We start from the raw sequence: 15,698 nt of genomic DNA, 5'->3' as shown, positions 1-15,698 counted from the left end.
ATGATTATGCGTCTTTGTTCACGATGCCATGCTTTAGGGCCAGATCAAGCTGTTCTTTATCTAAAGCCTTGTCCCACTTCGCGACCACGATGGTGGCACAGGCATTCCCGACCAGGTTGGTTAATGCACGGCACTCGGACATAAAGCGGTCGATTCCCAGAATCAGCGCCATACCGGCAACCGGAATTGCCGGTACAACCGAAAGTGTGGCAGCCAGGGTAATAAAACCCGCACCGGTAATGCCGGCTGCACCTTTGGAACTGATCATGGCAACCAGCAAAATGCTAAGTTGCTGTGTAAGTGTCAACTCGATATTACATGCCTGGGCAATAAACAATGCCGCCAGGGTCATATAAATATTGGTCCCATCGAGGTTAAACGAATACCCTGTTGGAATCACCAAGCCGACCACAGACTTCTCACAGCCGGCCTTTTCCATTTTCGCCATCAGGGATGGCAGGGCCGCTTCCGATGAACTGGTACCCAATACCAGCCAGAGCTCATCTTTGATATAACGAATCAGGTCAATAATTGAAAAACCGTTATAACGGGCCACTGCACCCAGAATAATAATCACGAACAGCAAAGCCGTAATATAGAAGGTCGCAATCAACAACATCAGGTTGCCAATTGAACTGATACCATACGCCCCGATGGTAAAGGCCATTGCACCAAATGCACCGATTGGTGCGAATTTCATCAACATTCCCACCAGGGTAAAGACCGGGTTGGTCAGCTGTTGCAGAAAGTCCGTGATCGGCCGGCCCAGATCACCTGATTTTGCCAGGGCCAGACCAAATAATACCGCAACAAAAAGCACCTGAAGAATCTGGCCTGATACAAATGGGCTCACCAAGGTATCCGGAATGATATTCATCAAAAAGCCGGTAATTGAAGATTCATGGGCTTTTGCTGCATATTCATCGACTTTTGTGCTGTGCAAGGTGCTTGGATCAATATTTAAACCGTGACCAGGCGCAATAAAATTACCAACAATCAAACCAATGACTAAAGCCAGTGTAGAAAAGGTTAGGAAGTAAATCATCGCCTTGGCGGTGACACGCCCGACACTTCCGATATTTTTCATTCCCGCGATCCCTGTTACAACGGTCAGGAAAATCACGGGAGCGATGATCATTTTCACCATCTTGATAAAGGCTTCACCTAAAGGCCTCAAGCTTTCGCCAAAATCAGGGAAAAAATGACCGAGCAAGATCCCTGCAACAATTGCAAAGATCACTTGTACATAGAGAATCTGGTAAAACTTTGGTTTTTTGGGAGGTTGTGGGTCATCTTGACCTGCGGCGACATGATCGACAAGCATGTGCAATATTCCTTCATATTGAGATGAAAAAATCGACTTCCGACTGTCTATCTAAAACCACATAAATACGGCAGGCACGGAAATTTTGGGAATTCTACGTTAGTTGTAGGACTCACATTGGAAACATTAGACTAATGTCTAATATAAAGGAAGTTTATATTTATAGTTTTAATTTCTTATCTTGAGCACATTCATTCAGTTAATAAAAAAGCGCATTGTGTGTACAATGCGCTTTTTTAGCTGAAAGGCCGGGCAGGATTATGCTTGCTCGATATCTTTCATTGTCAACTTGATACGGCCACGGTTATCAACATCCGCAACCTGTACTTTGACGTCCTGACCTTCTTTCAATACGTCAGTCACGTTTGCAATACGCTCATTTGAGATTTGCGAAATGTGCAACAGGCCATCTGTACCCGGCATGATGTTTACGAAAGCACCGAATTCAACGATACGGATCACTTTACCCTCATAGATCTTGCCTGGCTCAACTTCAGCGGTAATCGCCTGGATTTTTGCAATCGCAGCTTTCGCAGCAGCTTTGGTTTCACCAAATACACGCACGGTCCCATTGTCTTCGATATCAATCGCAGCCTTGGTTTCCTCAGTGATTTGACGGATGGTTGCACCACCTTTACCAATGACATCACGAATCTTGTCCGGATTGATGCTAATCACTTCGAATGTTGGTGCATTGGCACTGATTTCTGCACGGGCACGTGAAATGACCTTGTTCATTTCATTGAGGATATGCATACGACCTGCATAAGCCTGATTCAATGCCACTTCCATGATCTCTTCAGTGATCCCTTCGATCTTGATATCCATTTGAAGTGCAGTAATACCGTTTGCAGAACCGGCAACTTTAAAGTCCATATCACCTAAATGGTCTTCATCACCCAAGATGTCGGAAAGGACTGCAAAGCGCTCGCCTTCTTTCACCAGACCCATTGCAATACCTGCAACAGGTGCTTTTAATGGCACACCAGCATCCATCAATGACAATGAAGCACCGCACACAGACGCCATTGAAGAAGAACCGTTAGACTCCGTAATATCCGAAACGATACGGATTACGTACGGGAAGCGGTCAGCCGCAGGAAGTACTGCCTGTACACCACGACGGGCCAGACGGCCATGACCGATTTCACGACGCTTAGGACCAGATTCACGGCCTGTTTCGCCCACAGAGTATGCAGGGAAGTTATAGTGCAACATGAAGTTGTCAGTTTTGGTACCCGCAAGGGTATCAACCATCAAGGCATCACGTGTATTCCCCAAAGTTGTAGTCACCAGGGCCTGGGTTTCACCACGTGTGAATAACGCAGAACCGTGAGCACGGTCCAGAACACCGACCTGTACATCAATGGCACGTACAGTCTTGGTATCACGACCATCAATACGCGGTTTGCCTGACAGGATATTGTCACGCACTGTACGGTATTTTAAGTCTTCAAATAATTCGTTTACTTCTTCAGCAAGGCCTGTTTCGTCATTTTCAGGAACGAACTGGGCAAGCGCTTCAGCATGAAGTGCATCTAATGCTGCATAACGGTCCTGTTTTACTGCAATGGTATAGGCTTCTGAAATCTTCGCTTCAAAAGCAGCTTTTAATTGCTCAAGCAATACTTCATTTTTGCTTGGTGCAACCCAGGTCGATTCAACCGCACCTGCTGCTGCTGCAAATTCTTTAATCGCCTGAATGGCAATCTGCATTTCGTCATGACCGAACAGAACGGCGCCGAGCATTTGGTCTTCTGACAACTCTTTCGCTTCAGATTCAACCATCAATACCGCAGTTTCAGTACCTGCCACAACCAGGTCAAGATCAGACTGTGCCAGTTGCTCAAAGTTCGGGTTAAGTACATATTCACCGTTGATCAAACCAACGCGCGCACCACCGATCGGGCCACGGAAAGGTGTACCGGCAATTGACAATGCAGCAGAGGTACCAAGCATTGCAGCAATATCTGCTTCCATGGTTTTGTCAGAAGAAACAACGGTTGCCGTGACTTGGATTTCGTTGAAATAGCCTTCCGGGAACAATGGACGGATTGGACGGTCGATCAGACGTGAAATTAAAGTTTCAGCTTCAGAAGCACGACCTTCACGCTTACCGTAACCACCCGGGATACGACCAGCAGCATATTGTTTTTCTTGATAGTTTACAGTTAACGGGAAAAAGTCTTGACCCGCTTTGGCTTTAGGCTGGGCAACAACGGCCACCAGAACGGTTACGCCGCCCATGGTTACTAATACGGTATTGGCTTGACGTGCCACACGACCCGTTTCCAGAACAACCTGATGCTGACCAAATTGGAATTCTTTACGAATGATATTAAACATTGACATGTATTATATTTTCCTAGTTTTATTCTAGTGAGACCCCTAAGGTTTGGCATTCAGACCACCACTCAGGTGTGGATAAATGACAAAGCTTAGAAGCCATCGCACTAGACCAAAAATTTTAAATAAATTTAAACACAAAGAAGGAGCGAACAAGCGCCCCTTCTTAACTCACCTAACGGAAATCAGGTGAAACTCTCTTTTCAGCGATAAGGCATTGCGACATGCGAAATAGCGAAAACAAAGTAAAATCGAATTAACGACGTAAACCTAATGCGCCGATCAAAGCAACATAACGGCCGTGATCTTTACCATTTAAGTAGTCAAGTAATTTACGACGTTGGTTAACCATACGGATCAAACCGCGACGGCTATGATGGTCGTGTTTGTGTTCTTTAAAGTGACCTTGCAAATCATTGATTTGAGCAGTCAATAAAGCAACTTGTACTTCAGGTGAACCAGTGTCGTTTTCAGCACGAGCAAATTTAGCAATGATCTCTGCGCGATCTGCGTTAGTTAAAGCCATTCGATTTCTCCGAGATGCTTACAAAAATAAAATGATATTGATCAGTTGAAACCAACCGACTGCCGTGCATCACTACAGCAAGGCGCCTATTTTAAGTGATCTGTCGCTATATTGCAAAATTGTTTTATCTTTGCCGGCAATTCGGCAGCTGACAGCATTGTATAAAATAGGCACACTAAGCCTGCTCTGCTTTGTCTTTAAGACCTGGCCGCAAGAAAACCAAAAATTGCGAGGGATTCGTGAAAATTTTATCAACCAATACCTGCTATGTGCCCGATGACTTAAACCAGGTGATTCGTACTCGGCATGAAGTACCGGCTGAATTGGGCGGCATGACCGACAGGCAGGTACAAAACATCTGGAACAGTGTGGAAAACCTGTACAAGACAGGCAATTATCCACTGATTACCCTCTGTTTACGCCGTCAGGGACAGATCATGCTCAATCGCAGTATTGGCTATGCACAGGGTAACTCGGTAGACGGTTTAGCTCCGGATGCCAGAATTGCCACCCCTGAGACTCCGGTGTGTTTATTTTCAGCCTCGAAAATGGTCACGGCCATGCTGATCCATATGCTGGATGAACGTGGCGAGCTGAATTTACTCGATCCGATCAGTTACTATATTCCTGAATATGGGGTCAATGGCAAACGCCGCGCCACCATTTTCCATTTGCTTTCACATCGGGGTGGCATCCCGCGCATTGATCATGAAGTGACTCCCGAGCTGCTGTTTAACCAGCAGGAAATCCTGAAGTTGCTATATGCCGCCAAACCTGTCTCGCCCTCAGGCACCCACCTTGCCTATCATGCCGTAACGGCAGGTTATATTCTGGGTGAAATCGTACAACGGGTAACAGGTCAAAGCGTGCGCGAGTTTCTGGCTGAACATATTGAAAAACCGATGGGGCTGGACTATTTCAACTATGGTTTAAAACCTGAATATCGTGATGAAGTTGCCTTGAATTATGCCACCGGGATTCACCCGAGTCTGGGCACTGACTATTATCTCAATCATGTATTAGGTGGTGGACTGCAACTGGCAGTGGATGTCACCAATGATAGCCGCTTTATGGATACCATCTGTCCTGCAGGTAATATCTATACCAGTGCAGAGCAGGCTGGCCGTTTTTTTGAAATGCTGCTCAGTGGAGGTGAATATCAGGGCACGCAGATCATGAGTGAAAAAACCGTATTCCGCTCAACCCTGCCTACCTCTGGCATTAGTCTGGATCGAACCCTGCTGGCACCAATGCGCTACGCCCTAGGCCCAATGCTGGGCAGTAATCCGGTCGGGTTGTTTGGGCCAATGACAGGACAAGCCTTCGGGCATATCGGTTTTTCCAACATTTTATGCTGGGCAGATCCCGAGCGTGATATCAGTGTCTCACTGCTCACCACCGGCAAATCGGTTGTAGGAACCCACCTGCCTGCTCTGGCAAAAACGCTCTACCAGATCTCCACAAACTGTCCCAAAATTCCGAAAAACCAGCGCCGTTCCCTGTTTGCCACAGATCGTACCGAAGCAGATCTGGTTTAAAAATCCCGGCCAGGCCAGACAAACAAAAAAGCCCAAGTTCGACTTGGGCCTTTGCGCTTAGGTTTTATAATTATCATTTCGCTTTGTTTTTATTATTCATTCTTCTTCTCCCTTCACATTCATACCCTCTGAATGTTTTTATACACATCATTTTCTTTATGGTCTCGTTATTGCGATGTGCTGTTTCTATACTGACCATTCTGTCAGAATCAATTGTGGAGAAAAATAGCATTTTTCTTATCTCTGTGTAAGATAAAACGTACAAGTCTGTATAACATTTAACTTAATAATAACAAAAAATTGTTCTACAACAGAATTTTCATTTCTGATTTTTATGTCTCGGCTTAAACGTGTCCTAGCTGTATTAAAACATGAATATTCACGTTTTTAACAGGCAGTCAAGGATATCGAAAATCGGCAGGATGTCTATCGGCTGGAAGCAATAAAAATAAAAAAGCCCTGTAGTCTCTCCCAAAACTACAAGGCTTAGCGGCTGTAAGTTTCCTCTTTTATCACTTACTTCACTGTAAGTTCGCTGTCATCACGACGTTATCGTTATATTTATGCGATTTACCTAGCTTTCCATGCTAGGCTCTTTGTGGGTATATAATCTCAAAAAGCCTGAATTTGCTCTAGCGACAATATCTCGAATCTTTGTAAGCTTTTACTTACAAAGGTTCATATTTTGAAGAAAAAGTTCACAATCTAGCCAAATTAACCTTTTGCACTAAACCGCTACGGCGCACTGTCCGTATCGTAAGTGCCTGTTGTAACGCCCCCGGATCGGCCAGAATGCTGACCACTTTTTTGGCCCTCGTCACTGCGGTATAGATCAATTCCTGGCTAAGCAGCTTCTCGGCCCCGGCATCCAGTACAATCGCGGTATGGGTAAACTCAGAACCCTGCGACTTGTGTATCGTCAAGGCAAAAGCCGTCTGCATATTGCGAGGCAAGCGACGCGCTGCAATCCATTTATTCAGGCTCGGAAAAAACACCTCAAACTGTTGTGGCTGGGTTCGATGTTTGAAACAGATCCCGATATCTCCATTGGAGATTCCCAGTTGATAGTCATTATACGTCATCATGACCGGACGCCCGACATACCAGTCACCTATCGCCATCTGTCTGAGTTGCAGATTTAGCCATTGCCCGGCATAACGGTTAAGCTGCTCAATGCCCAGCTGACCATGCCGGATGGCTGTCAGAATACGATAATCATCAAAGGCCTGAATGACCTGCGGGATCTGTTCTGCCGCATCATCGGCCTGCAGGTAGGTTTTTAAGGCTTCGACATAGGCCTGAAAACCATACATGAGTTTTTGATAGACCGGCTCGATCTCCTCTCCGTGCTGCCCTGCCAGATATTCCAGTTGTATCCGGTCAGGCATATCTGCAGATAAAACCACCGGTTGCAATGCGGACGCTGCAACTATCTGTTGTTCCAGCCTGTCCAATACCGCAGCCTGATCTTCCTGCCGCTGGGCCTGAATGAATCTGGCCAGCTGCCCGATTTTGGCGTCACCCGAGAAACGGCGGCTGGTCTGCAACTGTACCCGATTGTCAGCCAGTGCCGGCATCTGCTGTAAATCTGCCAGAACCGATCCCACATCAACCGAAGCCAGCTGATTGGCATCCCCCAATAAAATCACCCGGCAGGCATCCGGAACAGCTTCAAATAATGCAGTCGCCAGATTGAGATCCAGCATCGACGCTTCATCGACCACAATCACATCATAGGGCAAAGGCTGCTTCTGGTTAAAACGTGGAATCTGCCGATGGCCCATACCCAATAACCGGTGCAGGGTCTGGGTGGTTTGGGAGCGCAATTCATCACTCACCAGACCGGATGCAAGCAGCTTTGGATCATTGAACGAGTTTTGCAAGGCTTCCTGCATACGCTGGGCCGCTTTCCCGGTGGGTGCAGCCATGGCAATGCGAATATCGGGAATCACCTGGTTCAGGGCCGCAATAATACGTGCCAGCGTATAGGTTTTACCTGTGCCGGGCCCGCCGGTAATAATACTCAGGCCTTGTTGCAGCACCATTTTCAATGCGTTCTGCTGGTGTTCGTCACTCAGCAAGTCGTGATCATTGCCAGCTTCAATGATTTGAATCGTTTGCCGTTTTAATCGGCAAATCTGATGTGCCAGCCGTTGCTCTAGTTGCCAATATCGGTATAATGCCAAGCCCTGCTGATCATGGACACAGGGTGCCACCCGGGTAGCGGCTTGCTCACCCGAAACGGCCAGATCGCCAAGCGCTTCAAGCTGTTGTGCATTGACCTCGACGCAACTGTCACCTTGCAGGCTAGCCTCGACCAGTTGCTGTAATATCCGTGCCGCATTGAGCGGCTGGGCAGATTGGGAAAAAGGTGCCTGTGTCAGGTAGTGACTCCACATCGTCAGCCAGTTATTTTGTTCTGGCTGTTCATCCACATGCTTTTCCACAGAGTTATCCTCAAACTTACCCACACGCTTGTCCACAAGGTTATAAACAGTCTTATCCACAAGTTAAGCTTTTGTTTAATTTAAGTTCATACATTTTATCTACACCATTTTTCCGGCTTTATCCTCAGTCAGATAGCCAAGAATTGCATCTAACCGCAAGATAAATTCGTCTTCAGGTTTCCAGTACAGACAACCCTGCTGGGCCTGTCCGTTCATGCCGCGCACATATAAGTAAGAGGCGCCGCCCAGATGCTGTTCTATGCTGTAATGCTGCAATTTCACCCCGAGATAGCGATGCAATGCCACCAGATATAACGCAGCCTGTAGCCAGTAACTGGAAAGCGACATACTTTCTTTAATCTGCTCATGTTGGTAATCGGACTGGTCACTGCCCAGATAGTTACTTTTATAGTCGGCAATATGGTAGCGCTGGCCATCGAAGTAAACCAGATCGATAGAACCATTCAGATAGCGGGCAGACCGCGCCTCGAGCAGTTCGGGCATCTGGATGCCGTATTCTTCAAATAGCTGCTGCACACGCTGCATGGCCAGTACCCGGTCTGACAAGGCCAGATAGAAAGGACACTCGGACAGATAATGCCCCGCAACCAGTTGCTTTAATTGAAAGCCCTGATTTAGCGGGGTTTGCAGTACATCCTGCAACCATTCAGCCATCCAGCGATACAGTTGCTGCTCTGGCTGGGCCTGCTCCGGAAACTGCTGTTGATATTGTTCCAGCAGTTCCAGCCATAAACTTTGATAGGTATTTTTAAAACGGCGGCGAATTTCCTCAATCCACGTGTCCGGACGCTGAAAATCAATCTGCTCGAATATTTCATGTAAAAAGTTTCCAGCCAGCGTACCTTTAGGAAAGTACTGCTTGATCCAGGCAATCGGCTGCGAGGTCACCACACTCTGGCTACCAGCAAGGTCCAGTTCATCTTCTGCCTGATCAAAATCCGGCTCGTTATTGGCTAGCCTGTCAACACGGCTGGCCTTGTGCTTGAGATGCTGGGCCAGATAACTGAAACTGGTCTTGCCACGCGCGTAAAACCGTTGCTCGGGTAAAGGCCGAGCCGCGACCGGAAATCTGGGCTGGCTTTGCTGCTGATAGGCGGCATAGGGCCGTTCCAGCATCAAAGCCTCATCTGCACAGCAAGGATGCTGGAAAGCTCCGCCCTGGTTCTTCCAGAAAGCCAGTCCGGACAGCTTATTTTTATCGCCTTTTTCCGGTTCAAATATCGCGTAGACCCGATGGCTGGCACGTGTCAGGGCCACATACCACAAGCGGTTTTGCTCGGCCAGGGCTCGCTGCTGATGCTGATCCAGTTCGGCCTGCTGCAAGAAATTTTTATCGGCGACAGCAACCACACGCTGGGTACGCATCTGTCCGGTTTCCGGATGCGGCGTCTCGGCAGTGGAAAAGTTCAGGGTTTTCTGCACTTCCGAATAGGGTTTATTGGCACCGAGCAAAAACACGATTTTATATTCCAGCCCCTTGGACTGGTGAATGGTCATCAGCTGTACCCCGGCTTCACTGGACAGCTTGTGTTCCAGTTCCCATTCACGGTCACTTGGCGAATGCAGCTGTTTGAGGTACCAGTGATACAGGTTGTGTATACCTTGCACATGTTCGCTGTGCTGACTGAGCAGCTCGGTCAGATGGCGCAGGTTGACCACGGCCCGTTCATTGTCCTTGCTTTGTGTTGCCACCAGTTGTTGCCAGATGCCAAACTGGTTGAGACAACGTTGCCATGCCGCCAGAAAGCCCTGATTGAGCCACATTTCCCGGATCTCATCCAGTTGCTGGATATAGCGGCTCAAGCCTTCGGCGCTCTGCTCCAGCGCCAGCAGGCGGGATAAGTCAAAACCGAATAAACGGCTCAGTAAGGCACGCTTTAATTTGGCTTCATCATAAGGATTCAGAATAGCCGTCAGCAATGCCCCGACATCTTGTGCAATGGCTGAATCAAACACACTGCGTTTGGAGGGGCGATTGACCCGGATTCCCATGCGTTCCAGCGCATATTGCACCTCATCCAGCTGGCGATGACTACGCGACAAGACCGCAATGTCATCTTCGCAAATGGCTTTACGCACCTCACCTTGCAGATATAACTGCCCTGCATGGGCCTGATTGAGCAGCGCCTGAACCTTCCAGGCGACCTGTGTAGCCTGTTCATTACCCTCCTGGAGCTGCAACCAGCGCAAGGGGGCAGGATTGATCTGGTGATTTTCAACCAGTGCAGGATGAGGCCGTGTACCCGCCTGAATCGGGTCATAAAGTACCTGTTCACCAAAATCGGTCTGCCGCTGGAACAGGCTATCTACCACGTCGACCAGTTCTTTTACGGAGCGATGGTTATGAATCAGCTTATAGATGCAGCCCTGCTTCGCCATGATATCCTGATGGGCATTGAGGAAGGTCAGCATATCACCGCCACGGAAACCGTAAATTGCCTGTTTACGGTCCCCGACCATGATCATGCAACCCTTCTGATAGCGCTGCGGATGTCGCCAGATACTGGCCAGCATGTCATCCTGATCCTGATTGGTATCCTGAAATTCATCGACCAGAATCAAGGGATAACGTGCCTGAACAAAAACGGCAAAACGTTGCCCCTGCTCGCCCTTCAAGGCCTCAGACAGGGTCTTGATCTGCTGGGCAAAGGTGGTTTCGCCTTTTTGCTGTAACACTTGTGGCAAGCGTTTTTTGACCTCAACACACAGGTAGGCTTTTAAATACACCTGTAACTGTTCAAATTGTTGCTGATTTTTTTGTAACGCCTGACCAAGTGCCTGTAACTGCACAGTCACGGGATGCTGATAAAATCCGTCACTGATTTCGGCGGGACATTTCTTAAAAATTTTCTGGCTGTCGAGCTTGTCTAAAAATTTGAACAAGGCATCACGATCTGCCTCAAAACAGGCATCAAATACCTGTATCGGTGTCGCTTGCTTCAAGGCATTTAACAATGCCGGACAATGTATGCTGAACAGTTTGTGGAAAGCATGATTACGAAAAGAGCTGCCATTGATATGGGCATAATGTACGCCATCCAGCTGAAAGTAATCTGCAAGCCTCTCCAGCTCGATCTGTTGAGCCTGCTGCTGCCATTGCTGTAGTTGGGCCAGCTCGATCTCGGGCATGGCAGGCAGCTTGAACTGGGCCGAGCTAAAATTCAGGGAGCTTTCCACCATCGCCACAAAATGGTCTACGCTTTTCAGACCACCTACCGTATAGAGTGCATCAATCACCTGTTGCGGTTGTGCCTGAATCCATTCACGCAATACATCATGAATTAACTGGCGGGTATAGCTTTTCGCATCGTCCGTAATCTGCGCAGCTTCAATCTTGCCACTTTCAAAGGCAAACTCCCTGAGCAGCTTCTGGCTAAAGCTGTCCAGCGTCCCGACAAACAGTTCATCGAGCTGGTCAATCACCAGTTTCAAGCGTTCGCAGGCATAGGCAATACGCGGTGCAAACGTCTGCAAAATCTGCTGTTTAAGCGGGTCTGACTCTTGTGCAGCCAAGGCCTGAATATCCTGTTCCAGCACCGTCCGAAGCGGTTCCAGATAGTGTTGCATCTCCACCAGACGTAAACGGATACGACTTTTCAGCTCGGCAGCGGCAGCACGGGTAAAAGTGGTGGCAATGACCTGATTCGGCAGATATTTTTCTAAAAAAATCCGTACCATCAAACTGGACAAGGTATAGGTCTTGCCAGTTCCGGCCGAAGCTTCAATCAGATGCAGGCCCTCAAACTGAATGTCACGAATGGGTTGAAAAGACACCGGATAGCGCGCGTTCATGTCTTACTCCACACGTAAAAATTCAAAAACCGGTTGATATAGGGTATAGGAATAGTGATCACAAGCATATTGTAATAATGCTGCGGCATCCTGTTCCTGCAAAATAAACTGCCAGTCCCGATGCAATTTGCAGGCTTCATTGCGGGTCATATCAAAGCCGGAAAAGTCGCCCGTATCATTCCAGTCTTTTAATAGCTGCTTCAGGCTGTCTTCCATCAACACCTGTTTTGCCTCCTGGGCAATCCATTCATGCCGTTTACCTTTCTCCAGCGGCTTTAAGATCAGGGCTGACGGCAATACCACAGGTTGCTGTTGTGCATGCTGCCACAGCTCCAGCCAGCCCTGCAAATAAGTTTGCGCTTGCTGAGAACTTAAGCCTTCACAAATCACGGTCTGGTCACTAAACACCACGATACGGCGTTTTTCCGCTGCGGTGTCATGATCGAGCAGGGTCAGCCATAACAGATATTCGAGCCAGACTCTGGCAAGACGTTTTGCCCGCGCACTGGAAGCATCCAGACTGACCCAGTCCTGTCCAGGGTGTTTCGGGGTGGTACAGCCGATCTGTAAATGTTTGGATACGCGCCAAACGCGCTGGGTCGTTTCGGTTGGTGCTGCGGCATATTGCTGCAACCGTTCCAGTAGCCGCTGTTGTTCCAGACAGCTCTGCTGCCAGGCACTTTGCTGGACTTTGCCGACCGGTAAACGATCTTGTAATAATTGTACCGAGGTCGGGTCATCCTGCTGCTGGAGAAAATGCCGCACAGCATATTTTCCCAGACCATCAAGCAATAAAGGCTCGGCCTGGTCCACCAGTTCTGTGGCGCTCAGGTTTTCAACCCCCAGCGTCTTGAGGTAGAGGCGGGCCGGGAAAGTGACGTCCTGAATCCATTGCTGGCCATCCAGAAATAACATTTGATCATGTTCAAGTGGATAAATCGTATTGACCCAGGCTGACCTGTCGCCCTTGTCCTGCTGGATTTGCGTGGCCACCTTAAACCACTGGTCCTGAAAGCGGACATGTGCTTGCTCGGCCATAAAACCAAGTGGATCAAAAGGTTGCAGGCGATGGATATGGTATAGCGGATAAAGCTGGGACGGCAGTTGCAAGGCGTTAAACGCGTTCAGGCGCTGCTGGAGCGCAGGGCTATTCTGGTCTTCGTTTGCTATGGTTGGCTTTATAATCAATGCCAGATGGTCACGGAAATGCTGTAACACACTGGAGGGTTCCCGCACTTCCCCATCATTCATATCAAAACCATTATAGAACAGCCATAATTGTTCCTGTGCCAGCAAGACGGCATCCAGAAAGGCGCCCTGATCATCTTCCAGACGGGAACGATCCCCCAGTTGCTGCCGTAAGGCATCCATCAAGTCAAAAGGAATATGACTATCGCGGTTTGGAAACTTTCCGGTATCCAGATTCAGCATCACAATCAGCCGATAGGGTATCGGACGGATCTGGCCAATCTGGCTAAAGGTAATCTGTCCGGTCGGTTCAACCTGGGCAGACTGGCTTTGCAGCGTACGCTGGATTTCTTCAATAATATAGGGCAAGGGCAAAGAAATCTGGCGTAACTGGCTTTCCATCTCTTCATAATAGCTCGCCAGCGTCAGCATACGCTCCTGCTTCTGGATAATCTCGCGCACGGCTTTCAATGCCACAATACCGGCCTGCTCAAACTCCTGAACATCGGCTTTGAGGCGTTTCAGCCAGGTTTCTACCGGTAAACGCTGCCCCTGTTCATGCGCTGCCAACCAGTGCCGTCGCAGCGACAAATCCTGATAGATCTGGATCAGGATGCCGATCAGTTCAAAATCATCAGGCTGCACCCCGGCATAGCTCAGGGTTTGCTGCACCATCACATGTGCAGGCACGGCAATGCCCAGGGCCAGACGGTCCAAGGCAAACTTTAAACTATAACGGTAATCCTGATCATCACGACTTAAGCTCTGCTTGAGATGTTCTTCATCCAGACCACGTTTAAAACCGGCTTCATTTAATAGGGTCAGGATACGTTGTGCCTGCGTATAATCCAGTCCATAACGTTGCTGGGTTGCCGACAGGTTCAGCCAGTCGGCAAAGTCGTCCTGGGTCAGGCGGGTTTGCGTCAGTTGCAGGCGGCCCAGAACTGCCCGCCAGGCATTCAGTGCGTCAAGTTGCGCCACACCCGCAATTTTAACCGGTAAAAACACATCATGATCATTGGCTACGGCAGGAAATACGCTACGGATGAGCGGTTCAAGCTCGGCCAGATCCGGGGTCAGGATCAGGATATCACTGGGACGGCGCGGTACTGGATCTGCTTGTGACAACCAATGTAACAGTTGCTCTTTTAATACTTCGAGCTGTCTCAAGCTGGAATGGCAGACATGAAACTGCACCGACTGATCTTCGGATGCCAGTTCATATTGTTCAGGCAGCGGTTCAGCCAGATAAAAAATATCCGACTGGATTTTGCCTAACAAGGTTTCCGGAAAATAATCTTCAAAGGCATCGACCCATTTCCCTTCCTCACCGGTGGCAAGTTGCGACAACAACGAGAAGTGATCGCGTGCCTGCTTGCCTAAACGCGTCAGCAAGGGATGACGCGATTCACGGTTCAAGGCATTAAAACCCAGACTGAAACTTTCAAAAAAAGCGGCAATCTCTGCATCGGTGGCCTTGGGATGTCTGGCAATAAAACGTTCCTTCACCCCGAGATCATAGCGTTGTTTCCATAAGGGATCGACGCTATCTGCCCAGTATTCCTGCGACGGGTTATAGTGCAGAATCACGACATCCAGATACTGGCCCAAACGGCGTAAAAACTGCAGCTGGCTGGGCGGCAGGTCAAGTATGGTAAAAACCGTCACCTGATCCGGCAACTGTGCCAACGCCTTTTCCCGGGTCTGCACATTGTCCAGCAGGTTCCAGAAGTCAGTATCAATACGTTGCATTTCGATAAAGTCATCATGGAAATAGTTTTGCCATAGCCAGCGCTGCCATGCTTCGAGTTGCCGGGTCTGGTTCAGACTGAAGGCAGTCGTCTGCTGATCGGTTCTCGACATCAGCTGTTCGATATCCAGTGCCTTGTTCTGTCCCCAGACCGAAAGCCAGTTACTCGGACAATGACATTGCTGCTGGCAACCTTTTTGACAATGCCCCCGGTAAATCATGTAGTTATTGAAAAGTTGCGATACCTGTTCTGCGACCCAATACAGCATGCTTTGTTTTTTTAACTGTTTTTCTGTGCCCTGCGCTAACTGGTCGGCACTGTCATAAATACGCTGTACAATCGAGTAGAGGGGATGATCAGGCGACAGGCTAATCTGATCTGTCCGGATAAAGGGCTGCAAGGCCTGATGAATACGCCATTTCATGATCAGCCGGGGAATATTGGCCTTGCGTACCTGTTCCTTATTTTCAAGCACCTGCTGGTAGGCATACCATTGAAAACCGCGAATACGCTGATGAAACTGGTAATTGGCAGTCATGCCCTGCTGTTCGGCAATTTTCTGGGTAAGCCACTGTTGTTGCGCTGGACCTGGCACAATAAAATGCTGGGTTTTAAAGACCTGAAACGGTGAGGTGGCAGGCTGGGTCATTGATGCCATCACACCTTGCAGTAACACGTCAAGGCGTTGACTTTGAATAACATGAATACCCATGTATTAATATAACCTCATCAAAAAATGATCATTTTGTTGCACGAAACCGTCCA

General features: G+C 48.5%; 7 protein-coding genes. 1 reads left to right on the top strand and 6 read right to left on the bottom strand.

Going from position 1 to position 15,698, the window contains the following annotated elements:
- Positions 1-4 precede the first annotated feature (4 nt).
- From OC23_RS10795 to rpsO, 3 genes are all read right to left on the bottom strand, one after another.
- On the bottom strand, positions 5-1,324 hold the full coding sequence (locus OC23_RS10795; RefSeq protein ID WP_038344788.1) for a dicarboxylate/amino acid:cation symporter: 1,320 nt from the start codon (positions 1,322-1,324) through the stop codon (positions 5-7).
- A 258-nt stretch (positions 1,325-1,582) separates the two neighbouring features.
- On the bottom strand, positions 1,583-3,670 hold the full coding sequence (gene pnp, locus OC23_RS10790; protein WP_171194784.1) for a polyribonucleotide nucleotidyltransferase: 2,088 nt from the start codon (positions 3,668-3,670) through the stop codon (positions 1,583-1,585).
- 256 nt (positions 3,671-3,926) lie between these two features.
- Positions 3,927-4,196, bottom strand: coding sequence for a 30S ribosomal protein S15 (gene rpsO / locus OC23_RS10785; RefSeq protein ID WP_004637724.1), 270 nt, complete (start codon positions 4,194-4,196; stop codon positions 3,927-3,929).
- 239 nt (positions 4,197-4,435) lie between these two features.
- Here rpsO and OC23_RS10780 point away from each other — a divergent pair, with 239 nt between their 5' ends.
- A complete protein-coding gene (locus tag OC23_RS10780; protein ID WP_038344785.1) occupies positions 4,436-5,734 on the top strand; it encodes an EstA family serine hydrolase in 1,299 nt (432 codons plus the stop codon).
- Between the two features lie 698 nt (positions 5,735-6,432).
- Here the strand turns inward: OC23_RS10780 and recD are convergent.
- The 3 genes from recD to OC23_RS10765 all read right to left on the bottom strand — a co-directional run bounded on the left by recD (position 6,433) and on the right by OC23_RS10765 (position 15,645).
- Entirely contained in the window at positions 6,433-8,133 is a 1,701-nt protein-coding gene (recD, locus tag OC23_RS10775; protein WP_413772404.1) for an exodeoxyribonuclease V subunit alpha, read from the bottom strand.
- 147 nt (positions 8,134-8,280) lie between these two features.
- The gene (locus OC23_RS10770) at positions 8,281-11,994 is read right to left on the bottom strand and encodes a UvrD-helicase domain-containing protein (protein ID WP_038344783.1); all 3,714 of its coding nucleotides are present in this window, start codon (positions 11,992-11,994) and stop codon (positions 8,281-8,283) included.
- A gap of 3 nt (positions 11,995-11,997) precedes the next feature.
- Positions 11,998-15,645, bottom strand: a complete 3,648-nt coding sequence (locus OC23_RS10765) for an exodeoxyribonuclease V subunit gamma (protein ID WP_038344781.1) — start codon at positions 15,643-15,645, stop codon at positions 11,998-12,000.
- Positions 15,646-15,698 lie beyond the last annotated feature (53 nt).

Origin of the sequence: Acinetobacter sp. A47 (genome assembly GCF_000805455.1) — a bacterium.
Classification (GTDB): Bacteria; Pseudomonadota; Gammaproteobacteria; order Pseudomonadales; family Moraxellaceae; genus Acinetobacter.
The sequence above is the reverse complement of the archived record's forward strand: the minus strand, read 5'-3'. Positions and strand labels throughout refer to the sequence as shown.

Coding starts and splice junctions, on each gene's coding strand:
- OC23_RS10795 (WP_038344788.1), bottom strand. CDS start 1,324: ATGCTTGTCGATCATGTCGCCGCAGGTCAAGATGACCCACAACCTCCC.
- pnp (WP_171194784.1), bottom strand. CDS start 3,670: ATGTTTAATATCATTCGTAAAGAATTCCAATTTGGTCAGCATCAGGTT.
- rpsO (WP_004637724.1), bottom strand. CDS start 4,196: ATGGCTTTAACTAACGCAGATCGCGCAGAGATCATTGCTAAATTTGCT.
- recD (WP_413772404.1), bottom strand. CDS start 8,133: ATGTGGAGTCACTACCTGACACAGGCACCTTTTTCCCAATCTGCCCAG.
- OC23_RS10770 (WP_038344783.1), bottom strand. CDS start 11,994: ATGAACGCGCGCTATCCGGTGTCTTTTCAACCCATTCGTGACATTCAG.
- OC23_RS10765 (WP_038344781.1), bottom strand. CDS start 15,645: ATGGGTATTCATGTTATTCAAAGTCAACGCCTTGACGTGTTACTGCAA.